The sequence below is a fragment of the Acidovorax sp. SUPP2825 genome (assembly GCF_030158995.1).
Classification (GTDB): Bacteria; Pseudomonadota; Gammaproteobacteria; order Burkholderiales; family Burkholderiaceae_C; genus Paracidovorax.
Genome location: NZ_BQXK01000007.1, coordinates 109593 through 131887, shown reverse-complemented (window position 1 = coordinate 131887; position 22295 = coordinate 109593). Strand labels below are relative to the sequence as shown.

Here is a 22295-nt window from a genome sequence, read left to right as displayed (position 1 = left end):
AAATCCGCCGGCATGGCACCGGTTTGGCCTTGAACCGATCGGTCTGGCCGCTGGGGGGATGCCTGCCGGGCCCGCAACGCCGCGCCGTACACTGCCGCCCATGCAAATCTACATGGTGGGCGGTGCGGTGCGCGACAGGCTGCTGGGCCGCCCGGTCAACGACAGGGACTGGGTCGTCGTCGGCGCCACGCCCGACGAAATGGCGGCGCAGGGCTACCTGCCTGTCGGGCGCGACTTCCCGGTGTTCCTGCATCCCCAGACGCACGAGGAATACGCCTTGGCGCGCACCGAGCGCAAGAGCGGGCGCGGCTACCGCGGCTTTGCGGTACAGGCCTCGCCCGAGGTCACGCTGGAGGAGGACCTCTCGCGCCGCGACCTCACGATCAATGCCATCGCGCAGCCGGCCGATGCGGCCGGCGCCTCCGCCTCCGCCTCCGATCCCTCGGCAACGCATGGCCTTTGCGACCCCTACGGCGGCGTGCGCGACCTGCAGGCGCGCGTGCTGCGCCACGTGACCGACGCCTTCCGCGAAGACCCCGTGCGCATCCTGCGCGTGGCCCGCTTCGCCGCTCGCTTCACCGACTTCACCGTGGCCCCCGAGACCCTGGCGCTCATGCGGGAGATGGTCGAGGCCGGCGAGGTGGATCATCTGGTGGCCGAGCGCGTCTGGCAGGAGCTGGCCCGCGGCCTGATGGAGCCTGCGCCCTCGCGCATGTTCGAGGTGCTGCGCGCCTGCGGGGCGCTGGCCGTGCTGCTGCCGGAGCTCGACCGCCTGTGGGGCGTGCCCCAGCGCGCGGAGTACCACCCCGAGGTCGACACCGGCGTGCACGTGATGATGGTGCTGGACATGGCCGCGCGGCTGCAGGCGCCCCTGGCCGTGCGCTTTGCCTGCCTGGTGCACGACCTGGGCAAGGGCACCACCGCGGCCGACGTGCTGCCGCGCCACATCGGCCACGAAACCCGCAGCGCCGAACTGCTGCGCGACGTGTGCGAGCGCCTGCGCGTGCCGGTGGACTGCCGCGAAACCGCCGACGTGGTGGCACGCGAGCACGGCCACATCCACCGCAGCGCGGACCTCAACGCCGCCGCCCTGGTGCGGCTCCTGGAGCGTTGCGACGCCCTGCGCAAGCCGGCGCGCTTTGCCGAGGTGCTGCTGGCCTGCGAATGCGACGCGCGGGGCCGGCTCGGCTTCGAAGAGACGCCCTACCCCCAGCACCCCCGGCTGGCAGCCATCCTCGCGGCGGCGCAGTCGGTGGTGACGGCGGAGATCGCCGCCCGCGCAGCGGCGGCCGGCGCCGCGGGCCCGCAGGTGGGCGAATGGATCCGCAAGGCGCGGGTGAGCGCGGTGGCCGACTGGCTGGCCGCACAGGGCTGATGCCCTTTCTTTGCCCCAGGCGCCCGCAAGCGGGCCGTTGAAAGCGATCGCCTGCCGAACAGTCAGCGGGTCGCGGTGCGCACCCAGCGCACGATGTCCGCCGCCCCCAGCGCGCCGGAGATGCGCGCGGACTCGCGGCCGTTCTGGAACAGGATCATCGTCGGGATGCTGCGGATCTGATGGCGCGCAGCCAGCGCCGGGTGGGCCTCAGTGTCCAGCTTGGCCAGGCGCACCTGCGGCTCCAGTTCGCGCGCGGCCTGCGTGAACGCCGGGGCCATCGCGCGGCAGGGGCCGCACCAGGGCGCCCAGAAATCCACCAGCACCGGAATGTGGCTGCGCTGCACGTGGCGCTCGAAACCATCGGCATCCAGTGCCAGAGGGGCGCCGGCGAAGAGCGGCTGATGGCACTGCCCGCAGTCGGGCGCGCTCGCCAATTGGTCCGTCCGCACGCGATTGGTGGTGTGGCAATGGGGGCAGACGATGTGCAGGTGCGAGGTGTCGTTCATGGAAGGCCGCAATGAGGAAGGGTGGTGGCCCAGGCAGGCACAGGGCACCGGGGCAGGCCCATCGCACATGGGCGCTGCGGCGGGGGTTTTCAACCCGCCTACAGCCGCCCTGCCTTGGCGCCTACAGCCCGCGCGAAGGCTTCTGGTAAGGTGGCTGGCAATGCAAAATCTACCGCTACTGACTGCGAGATACGCACTTTTCCTCGATTTTGACGGCACGCTCGCCGATATTGCGTCCCACCCCGATGCGGTGCAGGTGCCCCCGGGCATCGTGCCGGCGTTGCAGGCGCTGCACGAACGGCTGGGCGGTGCCCTGGCCATCGCGACGGGCCGCACGCAAGCCGACATCGACCGCTTCCTGTCCCCCCTCCAGTTGCCGCTGGCCTGTGAGCATGGCGCCCAGTACCGCCTGAACAGCGGGCTCGTGGGGGCCGTGCCGGCCATGGATTTGACGGCGGTCATCCGCACCATCGAGGCACTGCGCGACCGCTATCCCGCCCTGGTCCTGGAACGCAAGAGCGCCGGCGTCGCACTGCACTACCGCCAGGCGCAGGAACTCGAAGCACTGTGCCGATCGACGCTGGAGCATGCGCTCAAGCACGCGCCCGGGCTCGAACTGATGCAGGGCAAGTGCGTGCTGGAGATCAAGCCCTCGGGCCCCAGCAAGGGGCGGGCGATCACCGACTTCATGCAGCACCCGCCCTTCCAGGGCCGCATCCCTGTGTTCGCGGGCGACGACGTGACGGACGAGAACGGCTTCGTCGCCACCCAGGCCCTGGGCGGCATCGGCATCAAGGTGGGCACGGGCGAGACGCAGGCGACGGTGCGCTGCGACGACACCACCGTGCTGCGCGAATGGCTCTACCAGATGGCGGCGCCGGAAAGGCCCGCCGCATGAAGACCGCTTCCCATTTCGGCCCGCCCGCCGAGCCCTCGCTCGCCCTGGGCCTGATCGGCAACTGCGCCATCAGCGCCCTGGTGGATGCGCAGGCGCACATCGTGTGGTGCTGCCTGCCCCGCTTCGACGGCGACCCGGTGTTCAACGCCCTGCTGCAGCCGGGCGACGAAGGCAGCCGCTTCGCCATCGAAATCGAAGACCTCGCCACCACCGAGCAGTGGTACGAGCCCAATACCGCGGTGCTGCGCACGCGGCTCACCGACCGTTCGGGCAACAGCATCGAGATCACGGATTTCGCCCCGCGCTTCTACGCCCGCTCGCGCTACTTCCGGCCCATGATGCTGGTGCGCCGCGTGCGCCGGCTGGAGGGCGCACCGCGCATCCGCGTGAGGGTGGACGTGCGCTACGGCTGGGGCAAGGACGCGCCCGAGATCACGCAGGGCAGCAACCACATCCGCTACGTGGGCGAGGACCTGACGCTGCGGCTGAACACCGACGTCCCCATCTCCCACGTGCTGTCGGGCCAGCCCTTCGTGATGGCGCGCGAGCACAACTTCCTTCTGGGTGCCGACGAATCGCTGCCCACCGGCATCGCCGACACGGCGCGCCACTACGAGCAGGAAACCGTGTGGTACTGGCGCCATTGGACGCAGCGCCTGGCCGTGCCGCTCGAATGGCAGGACGCGGTGATCCGCGCGGCCATCACGCTCAAGCTGTCGCTGTTCGAGGACACCGGCGCCATCGTGGCGGCAATGACCACGAGCATCCCCGAATCCGCCGACAGCGGCCGCAACTGGGACTATCGCTACTGCTGGCTGCGCGATGCGTTCTTCGTCGTGCGGGCGCTCAACAGCCTGTCCGAGACGGCGACGATGGAGGACTACCTGCGCTGGCTCAGCAACGTGGTGGCCGAGGCCAGCGACGGCCACATCCAGCCGCTGTACGGCATCGGCCTGGAGCACGACCTGCCCGAGGCCTTCGTGCCGCACCTGGCCGGCTACCGGGGCATGGGCCCGGTGCGGGTGGGCAACCAGGCGGCCGAGCATTTCCAGCACGACGTGTACGGCAACATCATCCTGGGCGCGGCCCAGGCCTTCCACGACCAGCGGCTGCTGCACCCGGCGGGCGCGACCGAGTTCTCGCGCATGGAGCAGATCGGCGAGCTGGCCGTGCGCGTGTACGGCCAGCCCGACGCTGGCATGTGGGAGCTGCGCACCCGCGCCCGGGTGCACACCTCGTCGGCGCTGATGAGCTGGGCCGCCTGCGACCGCCTGGCCAAGATCGCCCACTCGCTGCAACTGCCGGAACGCGCCGACTACTGGAGCGCGCACGCCCGGTCGATGCGCGACGAGATCCTGGAAAAGTCCTGGAGCGAGGAGCGCCAGGCCTTTGCCGAGAGCTTCGGCGGCAACGAACTGGACGCCAGCGTGCTGCTGATGGCCGAGGTGGGCCTGATCGACCCGATAGACCCGCGCTTCGTCTCGACGGTGGACGCCATGGAGGCGTCGCTCTGCGACGGCCCCTACATGCGCCGCTACGAGGCCGCCGACGACTTCGGCAAGCCCGACACCGCCTTCAACATCTGCGCGTTCTGGCGCATCGACGCGCTGGCCCGCATCGGCCGCAAGGCGCAGGCGCGCGAGATCTTCGAGGCCCTGCTGGCCACGCGCAACCCGCTCGGACTGCTGTCCGAGGACACGCACGCGCAGACCGGGGAGATGTGGGGCAACTTCCCGCAGACCTATTCCATGGTCGGCATCATCAATGCCGCCGTCCGGCTGTCCGACCCCTGGGACAGCGTGATCTGAAAGGCGCCGCATCCGCTACGCCCACCCCGACTGCCCGTTCGCACCGCAAGGAAATTTCCCATGAGCCGCCTCGTCGTCATCTCCAACCGCATCGCCGATCCCCGCAAGCCCGCCGCCGGAGGCCTGGCGGTCGCGCTGGGCGAGACGCTGAGCCGCACCGGAGGCCTGTGGTTCGGCTGGAGCGGCAATATCTCCGAAGACGGCCTGCCCGGTGAAGGCAAGCTGCAGACGCGCCAGGCGGGCACCGTCACCCTGGCCACCGTGGACCTGTGCCAGGAAGACCACGACAGCTACTACAGCGGCTACAGCAACAGCGTGCTGTGGCCCGTGTTCCATTACCGGCTGGACCTGGCGGATTTCAACGCCAGCTACATCGCCGGCTACCGCCGCGTGAACCAGATGTTCGCCCGCAAGCTGCTGCCGCTGCTCAAGGAAGACGACACCATCTGGGTGCACGACTACCACCTGATCCCACTCGCCGCCGAGCTGCGGGCGCTGGGCTGCCGCCAGCGCATCGGGTTCTTCCTGCACATCCCGGTGCCCCCGCCGCTCATCATGGCCGCCATCCCGCAGCACGAATGGCTCATGCGCTCCCTGTTCGCCTACGACCTCGTGGGCCTGCAGAGCGAGGCCGACGTGTCGCACTTCACGCGCTACCTGAGCAACGAGGCCAATGCGGAAACCGTGGGCCCGCAGCACCTGCGCGCGTTCGGCGCCACGGTGCAGGTGGGGGCCTTCCCCATCGGCATCGACGTGGACGAATTCACCCGCCTGGCCGCCGCGCCCGAGGCCGTGCAGACCTTCACCGCCATGCGCGACGAGTATTCGCGCCGGCGCCTGCTGCTGGGCATCGACCGGCTGGACTATTCCAAGGGCATCCCACAGCGCGTGCGCGCCTTCCGCGAGCTGCTGGCGCGCTACCCCGAAAACCACCACAGCGCCACGCTGGTGATGATCGCCTCGCCCACCCGCGACAGCGTGGACGCCTATGCCGACCTGCGCCAGGAGCTGGAAGGCCTGTGCGGCGCCATCAACGGCGACTACGGCGAACTCGACTGGATGCCGCTGCGCTACATCCACCGCACCGTGGCCCGCAAGCGCGTGCCGGGCCTGTGCCGCGCCGCCGCCGTGGGCCTGGTGACGCCGCTGCGCGACGGCATGAACCTTGTCGCCAAGGAATACATCGCCGCCCAGGACCCGGACGACCCCGGCGTGCTGGTGCTGTCTCGCTTCGCAGGCGCGGCCGAGCAGATGAAGGAAGCGCTGCTGGTCAACCCCTACGACACGCAGGGCATGGCCGACACCATCCAGACCGCGCTGCAGATGCCCCTCAAGGAACGCCAGCGGCGCCACCAGGCGTTGATGGAGCGCATCCGGGAGCACGACATCCACTGGTGGCGCAAGACGTTCCTGGAGACGCTGGGCTGAGAGGCTGCAGCGGTGGCTTGCAGTTCGCGCCATTTATTTTCGCGGCTGCGCTTGACGGCCGTGCCCCTTGCTTTGAAGCCGAATTGGCTCAGTGCGGATAGCAAAAAGCCCCTGATTTTTGCAAGAAAGTAACGCAACTATCGCGCAATTTTTTTCACCGTTGACAGGGAATTTTTTCTGACTTTCCGCACAGCGGATATATGATCGCGGCCATTTCAATGTAGTGGCCCGGTCCGCGGGCCTGCCAAACATGACCCGCCGCGTCACGATCCAAACGCCCCTGGGAGGGCAGCTGCAGTTCCGGCAGTTGCAGGGCAAGGAAGCCATCAGCCAGTTGTTCTGCCTCGACCTGGATTTGTTGAGCGACAGCAAAAGCATCGACCCGAAGGCGCTGCTGGGCAAGAACGCCACGGTCGTGGTGGAAACGCAAGGTGGCGGTCGGCGCTACCTGGACGGCATCGTCACCCGCTTCGGCATGCAGGGCGAGGACCACCGGTATTACTCTTACCGCCTGCGCCTGCAGCCCTGGCTGTGGCTCGCCACCCGCAAGACCGATTTCAAGATATTCCAGAACAAGACCGCGCCGGAGATCGTCGAAGAGGTCCTCGGAAAATACGGCTACCCCCTGCAAAGGAAGCTCACCCGCAGCTACCGCAGCTGGGACTATTGCGTGCAGTATGGCGAGAGCGATTGCGACTTCGTGTCCCGGCTGCTGGAGCATGAAGGGGCGTACTACTACTTCGAGCATGCCGCAGGCCAGCACACCCTGATCCTGGCCGACGACATCGTCGCCTCGCACAGCCCGCTGCCGGGGGCGGCGGTCATCCCGTTCCATCCCCCGGAGAAGGCTGCGGTCGCCGACAAAGAGAACATCCACGCCTGGGAACTGCACCAGACGATCCATTCGGGTCGGCACTACAACGACGACTACGATTTCCAGAAGCCCCGTGCCGACCTGTCCAACATGCGCCAGACCCCGCCCGGCCACGCGCACGACGCCCACGAAGTTTACGAATGGCCGGGCGGCTACACCCAGTTCGGCGACGGCGAGGCCTATGCCCGCGTGCGCCTGCAATCGAGCCTTACCGGCCAAAGCACCGTCCGGGGCCAGTCGCGCCACCGGGCGCTCGCCCCCGGCTACACCTTCACGCTGGAGAACTACCCGCGCGAGGACCAGAACCAGCAGTACCTGCTGACCGGCATCGAATACCACTTCAAGGAAAACCCCCAGGTCAGCGCCGCAGCGCCCGGCACCAAGGGCACGCCGCAGGAGGAGGGCTCGTTCCAGAAGTTCACCCTGCAGGCCCAGCCCACCAGCCTGCCGTACACGCCCGCGCGCACCACCCCGAAGCCCAAGACCACCGGCCCGCAGACCGCGGTGGTGGTGGGCCCGCCGGGCGAGGAGATCTGGACCGACCAGTACGGCCGCGTGAAAGTGCAGTTCCACTGGGACCGCATCGGGGCCATGAACGAGAACTCCAGTTGCTGGGTGCGGGTATCGAGCAGTTGGGCGGGCTCGGGCTTCGGGGCCGTCTTCATTCCCCGGATCAACCAAGAAGTGGTGGTGGATTTCCTGAATGGCGACCCGGACTATCCGATCATCACCGGCTGCGTCTACAACGCCGACAACATGCCGCCGTGGGCGCTGCCGGGCAACGCCACGCAATCAGGAATCAAGACCAAATCCAGCAAGGGCGGAGCCTTCGGAGCGGGCATGAAAGATGGGGCGGGCGATGCCAACGCCATCCGCTTCGAGGACAAGGCCGGGGCCGAGCAGCTGTGGCTGCATGCGCAGAAGGACCAGCTGTCCGAGGTGGAAAACGACGAGGACCGTTGGATCGGCCACGACCTGCGCACCGTGGTGGACCACGATGAAACCCGCACGGTGCACCACGACCGTGTGACCACCATCGACCACGACGAAACCCAGACCGTCCACAACGACCGCCAGCGGCGCGTGGACCACAACGAAACCCTGTCCGTGGGCGACCACCGCCAGCGGGACGTGGGCATCGACGAAACGGTGCGCATCGGCAAGAACCGCACCAAGACCATCGGGCGGAGCGAAGAGGACGACATCGGCCGGGACTGGACGATCCAGGTGGGCTCCCACAAGAAGGAAACCGTGGGCAAGACCTACCGCGAGACCACCGGCCTCGCGAAGCTGATGAACATCGGCATGGCCTACAGCCGCAACGTGGGCATGGCGATGAACTCCCTGGTCGGCATGCTCCAGGCCAGCGAAGTCGGCCTGCAGAAAAAGCTGTTCGTCGGCCAGGGCTACACCGCCAGCATCGGCCGATCGTTCGAACTGAAAGTGGGCGAACGCAAGACGGAAACCGTTGGCCAGGTCTCCATCCATTCGAGCGGCGACCACCTGGAGCTCGCGTGCGGCCAGGCCCGGATCGTGCTGAAGGCCGATGGCGGCATCTACCTCAAGGGCGCGCACATCGAACTGCAGGGCGACAGCGGCATCCATGGCGACGCCGGCACCATCCAGTGGAATTGCGGCGCCAGCCAGACCCCGCCGGAGGCCCCGGCGGGTGGCGATGGCGCAGGCAACGCGGACACCGCCGCCAGTGCCGGATCGCCCGGCAAGACACCCGGCTTCGCCGGGCAGGCCGCAGCATCCGCCAGGGCGGCCGCGCCAGGCGCCCCACCCTCGTCCGTGCTGGCCAAATCGGCGTTCTGACCGCGCCAGTCACGCAACGTGGCAGGGCCGCGGGCAAGCCACGGCGCCCGTGCCCCCGCACCCACCCCATATCAACCGATACCCCAGAAGCGAGACCCCATGGGCAAGCCAGCAGCGAGACAGACAGACCTGACGAAGAAGGGAGGCCCCATCGTGCAGGGCTCGCGCACGGTGCTGATCGGCACCAGCGGGGGCGTGGCCTGTTCGGCCTGCCCGGGGGGCGTCACCGAAGGCCACCCGGTCAATCCGCTGCTGGGCGCCAAGGTGCTGCCGGGAGAGCAGGACTTCGCCCTGCCCGGCCCCCTGCCGTTTGCGCTGACGCGCTCGTACTCCAGCCACCAGAGCCCGCAGCCGGCCCCCGTGGGGCTGCTGGGGCCGGGGTGGTGGCTGCCGGGAGAGGCCAGCCTGGCCCATGTGCCCGGCGATGGCGATGGGGGTGGCGATTCGCCCGGCGCGCTGCGCCTGCACGACGGGCGCGGGCGCTGCATCGAATTCGAGCCGCTGGCGCCCGGCGAGATCGCCCACAGCGCCAGCGAAGGGCTGTGGCTCGTGCGCTGCGGCACCGGGCACCTGCCAGGGGCCGCCCAGGGCGGCCACGCGGCCCGCCTGGCGGGTCTTTGGAATGCGCTGCCCGCGGTCATCCGGGCCGACGCCCGCATCACGGTGGCGACCGCTTCCCCCCTGGGCCCGTGGTGGGTGTTCGCGCCAGCGAGCGCCGGCGTTGCGGCCACGTCAGCAACTGCAGTGGCGGGGACCGCAAGGGCCGGCGTCAGTCACCGCGACACGCTGCACGGCCTGTGCGACCGCTTCGGCCGCGTGCAGCGCCACGAGCACCATGCCGACGGCCCCTTCGCCGGCCATCTGCACACGGTCACCGATGGCGCGGGCCGCCGCTATCGCTTCGAGCTGGAGCGCATCGCGCCGGCCACCCTGGCCACCCCGCCCACCCACGGCTGGGGACCGGATGCCGGCGTGCGCCTGGTGGCCGTGCTCCTGGAGGCTGACCCCCACCAGCCGCGCGAGAATCATCAACCGCGCGAGGGGCTGCCCCTGGCCCTGGTGCGCTATGCCTACACCGTGCGCGGCGAACTCGCCCGCGTGATCGACCACGCGGGCCGCACCGTGCGCCAGTTCGACTACGCCGATGTCGCCCACCCCGGCCGCATGACGGGCCACGCCCACGCCGGCCGGCCCATGACGCGCTACACCTACGACGCACTCGGCCGCGTCATCTCCCAAACCACCCAGGTCTCCCAGACCACGCCCCACGGGCTGGACCTGCACTTCGACTACACCCCCCTGCCCGCCGACGCCGCCGCCATCCCGCCCCTGCCCGAGCGCGCCAGCACCCTCGTCACCGACGGCCTGGGCCGCCAGCGGCGCTACGTCTTCTCCGGCCAGGCCGGCCTGGCCCGCGTGGCCGAGCGCATCGAGGCCGACGGCGCCCGCTTCGCCTGGCGCCACGACAGCGCCGGCCGCCTGCTGGAGCGCACCGATCCCCTGGGCCGCGGCGTGCGCCACGACATCGATGCCGCCACCGGCCTCGTCGTGGGCATCACCGAGGTCGGCACCACCGGGGCGGCCGGGCGCACCCAGCGCATCGAGCGCGATGCGCTGGGGCTGCCCCTGCGCCACCTCGCCAGCGCCCCCGAGGGCGCCGCCGGCGAGCCGCTGGCCTCCACCTGGCGCCACGATGCCTGGGGCCGGCTCCTGGAGCACACCGACGCGCTGGGCCAGGTCACGCGATACCGCTACCCGGAGATGCCTGCGGCCGATCTCCCTGGCCAGCCCGATCTCCCTGATCTGCCCGACCTCCCCGACCTCCCCATCGCCATCACCGACGCGCGCGGCGGCACCACGGCGCTGCAATGGAACGCCCTGGGCCTGCCGGCCCGCCGCACCGACTGCAGCGGCCGCACCACCCGCTGGCAGTACGACGCCTGGGGCCGCACCACGCGCGTGCATGGCGAGGAAGGCTGGCAGCAGCGCACGGCCTACGACGCCGCCGGCCGGCCCGTCGAGACGGCCGATGCGCTGGCCCGCACCACCCGCTACCGCTACGCCCCGGACAGCGGCGATCTGCTGGCCGTCGATCACCCGGGCGGGCTGCACGAGCGCTTCACGCACGATGCCTGGGGCCGTGTCGTTTGCTATCAATACGGTAGCAACGAGGGCAATCAACACCCCGGCGTGGGCACGGAAACACTTCAAACAGCCTCCCTGCTCGCCCAGCACTACCGCTACGACGCAGCCGGCCGCCTGGTGGAGCTGCACAACGAGAACGCCAGCGTCCACCGCTTCACCTACGACGTGCGCGACCGGCTCGTGCAGGAAACGGGCTTCGACGGCCACGCCACCCGCCATGCCTACGATCGGGCCGGCCAGCGCACCCGCACCGAGGACGCGCGCCACGCCATCGCCTACCAGTGGAGCGAGACAGGGTGGCTGCTGGCTCGGGTGATCACGCCGGTCGCCCGCGATACAGGCCCGCCGCTGGAACAGGCCGCAGCGCTGCCGGAGCCCGGCGGCGCCAGCGAGGCCGCGCCGATCATCGAGTGGTTCGAGCACGACGGCGCCGGGCAGCTCGTGGCGGCCCACCACCACACGGCCATGCAGCGCCACCGCGTGAGCGTGCACCTGCGCCGCGACCGCCTGGGCCGCATCCTGGGCGAGCGCCAGGAGGTGCATTGCCTGGACGGCGCCCTGCTGTGGCGCCACGAGAGCGCCCACGCCCTGGAGGCGGGCGGCGCCCCGGCGCAGGCCGACCTGCCGGGCCTGGCCCCGCTGCAGTGGCTGACCTACGGCGCGGGCCATGTGCACGGCCTGCTGCTGGACGGAGAACCCCTGCTGCACATCGAGCGCGACGGCCTGCACCGCCCCGTGGCCCTGGACTTCGGCGCCACCCGCACCCGCTACAGGCGCGATGCGCTGTCGCGGCTGCAGGCGATGGCCGTCGGGCGCACCGAGGGATTGGCGGGATTGGCAGGCACCGAGGGTTCGCCGGCCCCGGACCACGCGGGCATGCCCGGCCTGTCCTCGCTGGCCCGCCAGCACCACTACGACGCGGCCGGCCGCCTGGCCCGCATCGATACGCCGCACGGCGCTTTGCTGCACGCCTATGACGCAGCAGGCCGCCTGGCCGCCACGCAGTGGCCCGGGCACGAGCCGCAGCACTACCGCTACGACCCGGCCGGCAACCCCTGGGCGCCCCAGGCCGGCGCCCCGGCAGGCGACCCCCAAGACTGGGCGAGCGAGGTGCGCCGCCAGTTCCACGACCCGGCCTTCGACCTGCTGCGCCAGGACGCCCCGCCCCTGCCCGGCCACCCCCGCGACCGATGGCCCGACAACCGCGTCCTGGCCCATGGCCCCTGGCGCTACTGCTATGGCCCCTGCGGCAACCTGCTGGAGAAGACCCATGCCGACGGCCAACAATCCCACCGCCTGCACTGGGACCACGCCCAGCGCCTGATCGCCCACGAGCAGCACGACGGCGCCACCGGCCAGCGCATCCGCCGCGTGCACCACTACGATGTGTTCGGGCGGCGTATCGCTACCCGTATCGAGCGCATCGCAACCGACGGACAGGTGGCCCACACCGAGATGCGCTGCCACGGATGGCAGGGCGATGCGTTAACCCTCACCGAATTGCGCGACCTGGGCGAGACGGGCAAACCTGGGCTCCCCGAGGACACCCGCCGCATCCACACGCTCTACGCCCCCGGCTCCTTCCTGCCCCTCGTGCGCATCCAGACCCGCGCCCACGCCGAGCCCCCCACCCTCGCCCAGCTATTGGGCGCCGCCGACGCAGGCGAGCGAGAACAGCCCGAGGCCCTGCAAGCCCTGCAGGAGGAACTGCGCCACGGCGCCAGCGAGGCAACCCGCCGCCACCTGCAATCCACGGGGCTGGATGCGGACCGCCTGCAAACCCAGTTGCGCGGCGAGGGGGCACAGATCACCCATCTGCACCTGTACCACTGCGACCATCTGGGCACGCCCCTGGCGCTCATCAACCTGCAAGGCCGCATCGACTGGCACATCCAACTGGACCCCTGGGGGAACACGATCACCGAGCACAACCCGCTCAACCTGCACCAGCCCATTCGCATGCAGGGCCAGCACGATGAGGGCGAGGGGGCATCGCTCTTCTATAACCGGCACAGGTATTACGACCCGAAACTGGGGCGGTATGTCTCGCAAGACCCGATTGGGTTGACGGGTGGGGTGAATAACTATTCTTACGCTGCAAATACTCCTCTTAAATATGTCGATCCCAAGGGATTGATGAATTGTGATCAAGGATGGTTTGACAACATGGTGGAAAATTATGTTGACACACAAAAAACCGCAGATAGTTTTGCAGATGGTTTATTCGGACCAGTACCTGATATTTTAACCAGCCCTGGAACGCCGTTTACAGCCGCACTAGGAGGCGCTACCGCAGGTAGCATTGGCGGCATGACAGCAGTTCAAGCGGCTGTTAAATATGCTCGCGAAAGTCTCCCGGCAAAATCTGGTTACGGCCTTATTCAACAGGTCAGAACTCCCGGACTACTTACCAATGCTGTACGAACATCAGCGATACAGGGTGCAGCCGTAAGTGGCGCTTGGAGTTTTGGTGTACTCGTTGGCTCGTCAGTTAATGCAACCATTAAAAGCGTATCCTGTAGCTGCGAAAAATGATGAAAAATACACGTGCATTTCTTATTTTTCTCCATATTTTTTTGATTGCATACTTTTGGCTGGCAAATTATTATTCAATAAATTTGAAAAATAATTTACCAATTTTCTTGCAAACTGCAATTGGTATATTGCATTTGTGTATATTAATTTGCACTTTTGCCACCTTTACCTATCTTTTAACCATCAGCCGCAAACCAGCCCATCCTACGATTTCAGCATTTAATTTTTATTGGAAGGTTTTCACCTACTATCTTATAATTATCGGCATACCAACAATAACACTAACATTTCAGGAAAGACTCCCAGGATTTGCGCCTTCATATCTCGCCTTTCTATTTTTTTGTATTTTGATTAATTATTCACAGTACGGTATTCCTTCATACGTTCGCTTTAAAAAAAATACACACAAATAGTCTTGGCCCGCTACCGCTACGCCCCGGACAGCGGCGATCTGCTGGCCGTCGATCACCCGGGCGGGCTGCACGAGCGCTTCACGCACGATGCCTGGGGCCGTGTCGTTTGCTATCAATACGGCAGCAACGAGGGCAATCAACCCAACGGCACAGGCACTGAAGCACCTCCACCCCTCACCCCGCGACCCGAGAACTGCCGCGACGACGCTGCCCGTTGGGTACTACGTAACGCAAATCATCGATTCGCCTCATTCAGCCGTTCAACGAGCCCCCGCTCACACCTTCATGAAACTTCTGGCCATTGCCGTCTTCGGTCTTCCACTGCTTGTCGTCGCGTACATCTCCGTCAACGCATTCCTGGCGGCAACGCTTTGGAGAAATAAAACCACGGCAACTAGAAAACTGCTCACTTCCTTCGCCAATCAACTTCACGCATTATCGGTGGCGCGCATTTGGACCACCGTGATTATGCATGTGATTGCGATAGCGGTCCTTTTTTACTTTATCTCCATCCCTCTCGATATTATTTGGATTACTTTGCTGCTGTTGGGTTACGCGTTTTTCGTTTCGACGCTGACTCTATCTCTGCTCGTGAAGTTGCCTTTCTTGCGTCAGCTTTGGGAAGATACTTTTTTCAAGATCGGTCTTTTGGCCATTCCCGTTCCACTTCACTATCTGTCAAAGGGGTATGCGGCCCTATGGATCGGAGAAATACTGGGAATCAGTGCGGCCAACGTTCCCATGGCCCATGTTGCCGCGACGAGCTTTTTTCTCCTGCTCGCCGTCGCGTTGGCCCTTTCACTCACCGCATTGATTTTTGAGGTTTCCCTGTTTTTATCGATGCTGCAGAAACAAGGAGTGCGTCTGCCTGAAAAAGAGACCAGCACTTTCTTTCTGCTTTTTTCCCTGCGCCCTTATCGCCGACGTTCGGAACGCATTCGCGTTCGGATGGCTCAACGCAAGGTGGGTATTTTTCTCCTGTCGTTTGCCAGTTTTTTTGGCTGCTGGGCAGGATTTAACGCTGCGGCCTCTATTGCACCCGGCCAACTGAGCCGCATCGTGGTCTCCGCAATCGTTTTTGAATTCGACGCAGCTCCCGCCAACCGGTGCGCGCTCACCCCGGCGGAACGGTTGAAGGTGCAGCGCGACGAGCCCCTCGTCAAGGCTCTTTTTCTGGCAGGCACCCAGGACAAGGCCATTCTGGCGGAGCGGCAAAAGAATCTCTTCAAGCCCATCCAGTTCAAGGGTTTCCGCGCCCGGGCAGAAGAAGAACGAGGGCTGTCCCTGCAACGCACGGTGGCATGCCATGCTTCGGCGTGAGGCATGCGCTTCCTCACTCCATTGGGCAGGCCGGCTCGCGCACAGCGACATCGCCATGGCTGTTCGGCATATGGGCAGATGCAACGCATCGCCGCGCTGGAGCGCGGCGGCCGGCTGGTCGATCCGCAAGGCCTGGCACCGGCCTGGGACTGACCCGGCCCGCCCTGTGCCCGGCAGCGGCTATTCCTCGGACGAAAAGCCCGATGCGGCCACCACGGGCGCCCAGCGCTCGCGCTCCTGCGCCAGTTGCCGTGCGAACTCTTCGGGCGTGCTGCTGACGGGCTCGAATCCCAGCTTGGCCAGCGACTCCACCACGGCCGGATCGCGGATGGCCTGCTGCGCCAGCGCCAGCAGCCGGTCGACCTGCGCGGCGGGCGTCTTGGCGGGCAGGTACAGCCCATAGCTTTCCACGCCGTGGATGCCGGCGAAGCCCTGCTCTTCGAACGTGGCGACATCGGGCAGGAAGCGCGAGCGCCGCGTGTCGGTCACGCCCAGCACGCGCACCCGGCCGGTGGGCAGGTGCGGCAGGCAGTCGCCCACGCTGAAGCAGCCGGAGGCGACCTGCCCGCCCATCAGGTCCTGCAGGCCCGGGGCCGCGCCGCGGTAAGGCACGTGCGTGAGCTGGATGCCGGCCGCGCGGGCGAACTGGTTGCCCAGAAAGTGCGGCATGGCGCCGGCCGCGGGCGAGGCGTAGCCCTCGGGCTCGGTCCGCGCCTTCGTCCAGTCGGCGAACTGGCGCAGGGTCTTGACCGACTCGGGCACCCTCGGCCCGACCATGAAGCCGCAGGTGGACAGGGCCACCGGCGTCACGGCGATGAAGTCCGTGGCCGGCCGGTACTGCAGGCGCTTGTACACGTGCGGGTAGATGGTCAGCATGGACGAGGGGCTGAGCACCAGGGTGAGCCCATCGGGCGGCGCGTCCTTGAGCGTGGCCAGGGCAATGCGCCCGCCCGCGCCCACCTTCTGCTCGACCACCGTGGTGGTGCCGGTGCGGCCACGCCACTGCTCGGCCAGGCGGCGGGCCACCACGTCGATCGATCCCCCGGCGGGAAACCCCACCAGGATGCGGGGCACGCCCTGCTGCGCCCGTGCGGGCGCTCCCAGGCCGGCGGCGGCCAGCCCTGCCAGCGCCAGGCCGGCCTGGCGTCGGTTCATCTTCGTCATGCGTTGTCTCCTTGTGTGGGTTCTGTTGGGGCAAGGCCGGAAAGCATGCCAGACGACCGTGCCGGCCGGAACCACGGGGCCATCAGGGGGGCGGGGATCAAGGGAGGGGCGCGGACGAGGCCGCTGCCGCCGCCGCCGTTGCCAGGCGCTCCAGCAGCGGATGCAGTTGCCCGCCGCCCTCGCCCACCGCCTGCACCAGCGCCGCATCGTGCGCCAGCACCGCCTCGCTCAGCCGCTGCAGCGCGGCACGGCCCGCGGGCGTGGGGTGCAGGGTCCAGCCGCGGCCATCCAGCGGATCGGGGGCGCGCCGCAACCAGCCCTGGGCGTGCAGCCAGTCCACCAGGCGCATGCCGCCGCTGCGGTGCAGCCCCATCGCATCGGCCAGCACGCCCTGGCGCAGGCCCGGGTTGCCCGCCACCAGCACGAGCGCGGCGAAGCGCTGCGGGCTCACGTCGGCCTGCGCGGCGACGGCCCGCTGAAAGTGCAGGTACAGCGCGTTCTGCGCGCGCCGCAATGCATAGCCCATGAGCTGGTCGAGCACGCCGTAGTCCAGGCCCGGCAAGGGGCGCAGTTCGCCCTCGGGCGCATCCGGGGGGCGCGCCGGCGCTGCAGGCTTGGCCGGCGCGTGGGAGGGCAGGGTTTTCGCGCGTGCCGATTTTTGTTGCATGGCGCAACAATAGGCGGCGCCATCGCACGGCGTCAAGCAGGACAACCCGGAGACACCCCATGCCCTCTGCACCGCTTCACATCGTCGTCGCCGGCGGCGGCATCGGCGGCCTCACGGCCGCGCTGGCCCTGGCGGCGCAAGGCCACCGCATCACCGTGTGCGAGGCGTCCGCGCACCTGAAGCCGCTCGGCGTCGGCATCAACCTGCTGCCGCACGCCGTGGCGGTGCTCGATGGCCTGGGGCTGCTACCCGCGCTGCGCACGATGGGGGTGGAGACCGCGGCGCTGGTCTTCGCCAACCGCCACGGCCAGCCGATCTACGAAGACCGGCGCGGCGTGGCCGCGGGCTACAGCCATCCGCAGCTGAGCGTGCACCGCGGGCAGCTGCAGATGTTCCTGTGGGACGAGGCGACGCGGCGCCTCGGCGCGGCACAGCTGCGCAGCGGCGCCCGCATTACCGGCAGCACGCAGGACGACGCCGGCGCCACCGCCCACATCGCCCATGCCGATGGCCGCACCGAGGCGCTGCCCTGCGACCTGCTGATCGGCGCGGACGGCATCCATTCGGCGCTGCGACGCCAGTTTTATCCCGATGAAGGCGCTCCCTGCTGGAACGGCATGATGATGTGGCGCGGCACCACCGTGGCGAGGCCGTTCCTGGACGGGCGCACCATGGTGCAGGCCGGCCACCGCCGGGCGAAGTTCGTGGTCTACCCGATCGCACCGCCCGCGGCGGACGGCACGCAGCTCATCAACTGGGTGGCCGACCGCCGCCTGCGCGAGGACGGCTTCGGCGGCGGGCTCCGGGCGCCCGACCGCGCCGACTGGAGCCGGCCCGGCGCGGTGGACGACCTGCTGCCCACCTTCGGCGCGTGGCGCTTCGACTGGCTGGACGTGCCCGGCGTGATCCGCGCGGCCACGCAGATCCTGGAGTGGCCCATGGTGGACCGCGACCCCCTGCCCCGCTGGCGCCACGGCCGCGTCACCTTGCTGGGCGATGCCGCGCACCCCATGTACCCCATCGGCTCCAACGGCGCCACGCAGGCCATCCTGGACGCCCGCGCGCTGGCCGATGCGCTGCACGCGCAGCCCGACCCCGTCGCCGCGCTGGAACACTACGAGGCCGCGCGCCGCCCCGCCACCGCCCGCATCGTGGCCCTGAACCGGCAGGAGGGCCTGGACGCCATCCTCGACATGGTGGAAGAACGCGCCCCCGAGGGCTTCGCGCGCATCGAGGACGTGATGGACCCGGCCGTGCTGGCGCGCTGGGTGCAGGAATACAAGGCCGCGGCCGGCCACCGGCAGGTCGAAGCAAAATCGGCCTCCAGCACATGATTGACTAGGGCATAATGCTATTATTTTTATAGCAATCGGCCGTCTAGCTCCCCAACGGGGCGCGGGCGGGCGGCGCCCCGGCGCCCACTGCCGATAATCGCCCGATGCCCCGCACCTCCCAACAACTCCATCCCCACCGCGAACCGGTGGCCACGCGCGCCGCGGCCACCGTGCTGCTGCTGCGCGACGCGCCGGCAGCCGGCGGCGGCACCGGGCTCGAAGTGCTGATGACGCGCCGCTCGCCGAACGCCAGCTTCGCGCCCGACGCCTACGTGTTCCCGGGCGGCGGCATCGACGCGCTGGATGCCGCGCCCGCCTCGCACGCCGCCGCGGACCGGCGCGCCACGCAGAACGACCTGCGCGTGACCCAGGCCATCGCCGCCATCCGCGAGAGCTTCGAGGAACTGGGCGTGCTGCTGGCGCGCCATGCCGACGGCCGCTTCGCCGGTGCCGCGGACATCGCCGCGCTCGACCGCCACGCGCCGTTCGTGGCGCAGTGCCAGGCGCGCGGGCTGCGGCTGGCGGCCGATGCCGTGTTCCTGCTCGCCCACTGGACGGCCGACCGCGACCTTCCACGCCGCTTCGACGTGCCCTTTCTCGTGGCGCGCATGCCCGAGGGCCAGGAACCCGTGGCCGACGAGGCCGAGCAGTTCGAGCCGGTGTGGGTGCGCCCGGCCGACGCGCTGGAGCGCCATGCCGCAGGGCGCTTCTTCATGATCTACCCCACCATCCGCACGCTGGAGCGGCTGGCCCGGTTCGACGGCGTGGACGCCGTGCTGGCCGCCGTGGCGCACGAGGCGCCGCTGTGGACCAGCTGCCCGCGCGCCGGCCTGCTGGCGGGCCGGGAATCGCGCTACATGGAGCACGAGCTGCCCTTCGGCGAACTGGCGCTGGTGTGCCCCGACGGCCAGATCGTGCATCCGCTCGACTGGCAGAGCGACCACCCGGTGCCGCTGCTGCGCAACGTGCAGCGCCTGACCGCGCCCAACCCCGGCGTGATGACCGGCCCGGGCACCAACAGCTACCTGGTGGGCGACCCGGCCACGGGGTTCATCGCCATCGACCCCGGCCCGCAGGATGCCGAGCACCTGGAGCGCCTGTGGCGCGCGGCCGGCGGCGACATCCGCATGATCGTTTGCACGCATTCGCACCCCGACCATTCCCCCGGCGCGCTGCCGCTGCAGGCCCGGGTGGCCGCCCATGGCCGCGCCGCACCGCCCATCCTGGGCCTGCCTTCGGCGCCCACCGCGCGCGCGGCCAGCCACTTCGTGCCCGAGCGCGCAGTGGCGCAGGGCGAGCGGCTCGTGCTGACCGGCCCGTCGCCCGAGGGCGAAGTCACGCACACGCTGGAGGTGGTGCACACCCCCGGCCACGCGGCCAACCACCTGTGCCTGCTGCTGGTCGAGGACGGCCTGCTTTTCAGCGGCGACCACATCCTGAACGGCAGCACCACGGTGGTGGACCCGCCGGACGGCAACATGGCCGACTACCTCGATTCGCTCGACCGGCTCGATGCGCTGTGCGAGCGGCATGGCGTGCAGTTCATCCTGCCCGCGCACGGCTACGTGCTGGGCGATGCGCGCGGCGCCATCGCCGGCCTCAAGGCCCACCGCCTGGCGCGCGAGGCCAAGGTGCTGGCCGCGATGCGGGCCTTTCCCGATGGCAGCCCGGACGACTGGGTGCGCCACGCCTACGGCGATGTGCCCGAGCGCATGTGGCCGGTGGCCCGGCGCTCGCTGCTGGCCCATGTCGAGCGCATCCGCGCACTGAACCTTTCCCTGGAGCCCGGCCATGTCTGATCCCACCCGCGAACACATCCGCCTCGCCAAGCGCGTGGCCGAACAACTGGGCTGCTCGCGCAGCACGGCCGAGCAATACATCGAGGGCGGCTGGGTCCGCGTGGACGGCCGCGTGGTCGAGGCGCCCGGTGCCCGCGTCTCGCCGCACCAGACGGTGGCCATGGACCAGGACGCCAACCTGATGGAGCTGACCCCGGTGACCCTGCTGCTGCACAAGCCCGTGGGCTACGAAGCGGGACTGGGCAGCCCGGGCACACCGCAGGGCCCGGTCGGCGCGGCGCCGGCAGGCCCAGGCCGCCATGGCAGCCACGGCAGCCGCAGCCAGGGCGAGCCCTCGGCGCTCACCCTGCTCGGCGCGGCCTCGCATGCGGCCGACGACGCCAGCGGCACACGGGTGCTGCAGCGGCATTTCCGGGCGCTCGAATGCTTCACCCCGCTGCCCACGCCGGCGAGCGGCCTGGTCGTCTACACGCAGGATGCGCGCATCGCCCGCAAGCTCGCCGAGGACATCGAATCGCTGGAGCAGGAATGCATCGTCGAGGTGCAGGGCACGCTGTCCGACAGCGGCCTGAAAAAGCTCTGCCACGGCCTGAGCTTCAACGGCCGGCCGCTGCCGCCCATCAAGGTGAGCTGGCAGAACGAGACGCGCCTGCGCTTTGCGCTCAAGGGCATCCGCCCCGGGCAGATCCCGGCCATGTGCGAGGCCGTGGGCCTGTCGGTCGTGGCCATCAAGCGCATCCGCCTCGGCCGCGTGCCGCTGGCCAAGGTGCCCGAGGGCCAGTGGCGCTATCTGCAGCCGTGGGAAAAGTTCTGATGCCGGCGGGCGCCCCGCCGCGCGCGGCGCCACCGCAAACGCTACAAAATCAGTAGCTGCCACCGCAAGTTGGTATTGCGCTACAGGCCGATGGACAGGCCACCGATGCCCCAGGGGCTGCGCTACACTCCGCGGCACCGAGGAGAGCAGCCCATGGACATGACCCCACCACCCGCAGACAGGGTGTCTTCCACCTTCACATCGCACGGCATCGAACCGCATGCCTTGGTCTTCACCGGCAGCGGCGGCGAGTACTTCCGGGTGTGGATCGTGAACGTGCTGCTGGGCATCCTCACGCTCGGCCTGTACACGCCCTGGGCCCGCCGGCGCACCGCGCAGTACTTCTACGGCCACACCCTGGTGGCCGGCAGCCCCCTCGAATTCACCGCGCAGCAGCGCCGCATGGTCTTCGGATTCGTCGTGCTGCTGGGCCTCACCGCCGCCTACCAGATCGCCGTGCGCACGGGGCAGGACGCCACCGTGGGCCTGTTCCTGATCGGCGGCGCCCTCCTCGCCCCGCTGATCTGGGGCAGCGCCATGCGCTTTCGCCTCGCCAACACGCGCTGGAAGGGGCTGCGCCTGCAGTTCAACGCCAACTGGCGCGAGGTCTACCAGGCCAGCTGGCCGGTGTTCGCCATCGCCCTGGTGGGCATGGCGGTGTTCTTCGGTCTGCAGGCCCTGGCGCCCGAGGCGCAGTTGCCGGCCGGCGGGCGCAAGCTGCCACGGGTGACGGGGCCCATGTGGGGCCTGCTGGCCGTGGGCCTGGTGCTCATCGTGCTGTGCTTCATCCGCCTCGAATACAACTACCGCAGCCTGCTCGTGCTGCGCTCGCAGATCGGCGCCGAGCCCGGCCGCTGGAAGCCGGAGTACGTGGATTTCGTCAAGGTCTGGGTCGCCACCGTGCTGGTGTTCCTCCTGTCGTCGGCCGTGCTGGGCGCCGTCATCGCCGCGGCGCTGAAGGGCTCGTGGGCGCTGCTGGCCAACTCCACGCAGCGCATGGGGCTGTGGCTGTTCGTGTTCATCGTGCTGGGCTTCATCCTGTTCTTCGTGGTGTTCCTGCTCGCATCGGCCCCCGCGCGCGCCTTCCGCGAGGCGCGCATGTTCCAGCTCATGTGGAACAACATCGGCGTGAGCCACATGGCCCGCTTCAAGTGCGACCTGCGCGCGGGCCGCTACGTGGGGCTGCGGCTCAAGAACATCCTGCTCACCGTGGTCACGCTCGGGTTCTACCGCCCGTTCGCCCGCGTGAGCGAATACCGCATGAAGCTCGAATCGGTCACCCTGCACATCAAGGGCGGCGTGGACCAGGTGGCCGGGCAGCTCGTGCGCCAGCAGCAGGGCGGCGTGGGCGATGCGCTGGCCGATGCGGCCGGCCTCGACCTGATCGGCTGACGCTT

At 68.7% G+C, this 22295-nt stretch carries 14 protein-coding genes; 11 read left to right on the top strand and 3 right to left on the bottom strand.

All coding sequences use genetic code 11. From position 1 onward, the window contains the following. The first annotated feature begins 100 nt into the window (after positions 1-100). Positions 101-1375, top strand: a complete 1275-nt coding sequence (locus AVAK2825_RS11050) for a multifunctional CCA addition/repair protein (RefSeq protein ID WP_284397957.1) — start codon at positions 101-103, stop codon at positions 1373-1375. A gap of 62 nt (positions 1376-1437) precedes the next feature. Here the strand turns inward: AVAK2825_RS11050 and trxC are convergent, their stop codons facing one another. Further along, entirely contained in the window at positions 1438-1881 is a 444-nt protein-coding gene (trxC, locus tag AVAK2825_RS11045) for a thioredoxin TrxC (protein ID WP_284397954.1), read from the bottom strand. A gap of 160 nt (positions 1882-2041) precedes the next feature. On the opposite strand from trxC, the gene otsB reads away from it, so the two are divergent. From otsB to AVAK2825_RS11015, 6 genes are all read left to right on the top strand, one after another. Beyond that, positions 2042-2779, top strand: coding sequence for a trehalose-phosphatase (otsB, locus tag AVAK2825_RS11040; protein WP_284397952.1), 738 nt, complete (start codon positions 2042-2044; stop codon positions 2777-2779). Then, positions 2776-4587 carry a glycoside hydrolase family 15 protein gene (locus AVAK2825_RS11035; protein ID WP_284397950.1) on the top strand — a complete coding sequence of 604 codons (1812 nt, stop codon included), beginning with the start codon at positions 2776-2778 and terminating at the stop codon, positions 4585-4587. The genes otsB and AVAK2825_RS11035 overlap by 4 nt, the downstream gene beginning before the upstream one ends. 60 nt (positions 4588-4647) lie before the next feature. Next, complete coding sequence (otsA, locus tag AVAK2825_RS11030; RefSeq protein ID WP_272565231.1) at positions 4648-6015, top strand: alpha,alpha-trehalose-phosphate synthase (UDP-forming); 1368 nt, start codon at positions 4648-4650, stop codon at positions 6013-6015. Between the two features lie 250 nt (positions 6016-6265). Next, positions 6266-8707, top strand: coding sequence for a type VI secretion system Vgr family protein (locus tag AVAK2825_RS11025; RefSeq protein ID WP_284397946.1), 2442 nt, complete (start codon positions 6266-6268; stop codon positions 8705-8707). A 99-nt stretch (positions 8708-8806) separates the two neighbouring features. Continuing rightward, a complete protein-coding gene (locus AVAK2825_RS11020; RefSeq protein ID WP_284397943.1) occupies positions 8807-13387 on the top strand; it encodes an RHS repeat-associated core domain-containing protein in 4581 nt (1526 codons plus the stop codon). Positions 13388-14085: 698 nt separating this feature from the next. Beyond that, on the top strand, positions 14086-15120 hold the full coding sequence (locus tag AVAK2825_RS11015) for a hypothetical protein (RefSeq protein WP_284397941.1): 1035 nt from the start codon (positions 14086-14088) through the stop codon (positions 15118-15120). A 180-nt stretch (positions 15121-15300) separates the two neighbouring features. Here AVAK2825_RS11015 and AVAK2825_RS11010 read toward each other — a convergent pair whose 3' ends face one another. Both AVAK2825_RS11010 and AVAK2825_RS11005 read right to left on the bottom strand, forming a co-directional pair. Continuing rightward, positions 15301-16284, bottom strand: coding sequence for a Bug family tripartite tricarboxylate transporter substrate binding protein (locus AVAK2825_RS11010; RefSeq protein WP_284397939.1), 984 nt, complete (start codon positions 16282-16284; stop codon positions 15301-15303). 97 nt (positions 16285-16381) lie between these two features. Next, positions 16382-16951: a MarR family winged helix-turn-helix transcriptional regulator gene (locus AVAK2825_RS11005; protein ID WP_284397935.1), complete on the bottom strand. Its 570-nt coding sequence runs from the start codon at positions 16949-16951 to the stop codon at positions 16382-16384. A 59-nt stretch (positions 16952-17010) separates the two neighbouring features. Here AVAK2825_RS11005 and AVAK2825_RS11000 point away from each other — a divergent pair, with 59 nt between their 5' ends. The 4 genes from AVAK2825_RS11000 (at position 17011) to AVAK2825_RS10985 (ending at position 22290) form a co-directional block, all read left to right on the top strand. Then, complete coding sequence (locus tag AVAK2825_RS11000) at positions 17011-18285, top strand: flavin-dependent oxidoreductase (protein WP_284397932.1); 1275 nt, start codon at positions 17011-17013, stop codon at positions 18283-18285. A gap of 104 nt (positions 18286-18389) precedes the next feature. Beyond that, positions 18390-20084 carry an MBL fold metallo-hydrolase gene (locus tag AVAK2825_RS10995; protein ID WP_284397929.1) on the top strand — a complete coding sequence of 565 codons (1695 nt, stop codon included), beginning with the start codon at positions 18390-18392 and terminating at the stop codon, positions 20082-20084. Beyond that, on the top strand, positions 20077-20898 hold the full coding sequence (locus AVAK2825_RS10990; RefSeq protein WP_284397927.1) for an RNA pseudouridine synthase: 822 nt from the start codon (positions 20077-20079) through the stop codon (positions 20896-20898). Before AVAK2825_RS10995 ends, AVAK2825_RS10990 begins: the two co-directional genes overlap by 8 nt. Positions 20899-21057: 159 nt before the next feature. Further along, positions 21058-22290: a YjgN family protein gene (locus AVAK2825_RS10985; RefSeq protein ID WP_502870528.1), complete on the top strand. Its 1233-nt coding sequence runs from the start codon at positions 21058-21060 to the stop codon at positions 22288-22290. Positions 22291-22295: the final 5 nt, after the last annotated feature.

Coding starts and splice junctions, on each gene's coding strand:
- AVAK2825_RS11050 (WP_284397957.1), top strand. CDS start 101: ATGCAAATCTACATGGTGGGCGGTGCGGTGCGCGACAGGCTGCTGGGC.
- trxC (WP_284397954.1), bottom strand. CDS start 1,881: ATGAACGACACCTCGCACCTGCACATCGTCTGCCCCCATTGCCACACC.
- otsB (WP_284397952.1), top strand. CDS start 2,042: ATGCAAAATCTACCGCTACTGACTGCGAGATACGCACTTTTCCTCGAT.
- AVAK2825_RS11035 (WP_284397950.1), top strand. CDS start 2,776: ATGAAGACCGCTTCCCATTTCGGCCCGCCCGCCGAGCCCTCGCTCGCC.
- otsA (WP_272565231.1), top strand. CDS start 4,648: ATGAGCCGCCTCGTCGTCATCTCCAACCGCATCGCCGATCCCCGCAAG.
- AVAK2825_RS11025 (WP_284397946.1), top strand. CDS start 6,266: ATGACCCGCCGCGTCACGATCCAAACGCCCCTGGGAGGGCAGCTGCAG.
- AVAK2825_RS11020 (WP_284397943.1), top strand. CDS start 8,807: ATGGGCAAGCCAGCAGCGAGACAGACAGACCTGACGAAGAAGGGAGGC.
- AVAK2825_RS11015 (WP_284397941.1), top strand. CDS start 14,086: ATGAAACTTCTGGCCATTGCCGTCTTCGGTCTTCCACTGCTTGTCGTC.
- AVAK2825_RS11010 (WP_284397939.1), bottom strand. CDS start 16,284: ATGACGAAGATGAACCGACGCCAGGCCGGCCTGGCGCTGGCAGGGCTG.
- AVAK2825_RS11005 (WP_284397935.1), bottom strand. CDS start 16,951: ATGCAACAAAAATCGGCACGCGCGAAAACCCTGCCCTCCCACGCGCCG.
- AVAK2825_RS11000 (WP_284397932.1), top strand. CDS start 17,011: ATGCCCTCTGCACCGCTTCACATCGTCGTCGCCGGCGGCGGCATCGGC.
- AVAK2825_RS10995 (WP_284397929.1), top strand. CDS start 18,390: ATGCCCCGCACCTCCCAACAACTCCATCCCCACCGCGAACCGGTGGCC.
- AVAK2825_RS10990 (WP_284397927.1), top strand. CDS start 20,077: ATGTCTGATCCCACCCGCGAACACATCCGCCTCGCCAAGCGCGTGGCC.
- AVAK2825_RS10985 (WP_502870528.1), top strand. CDS start 21,058: ATGACCCCACCACCCGCAGACAGGGTGTCTTCCACCTTCACATCGCAC.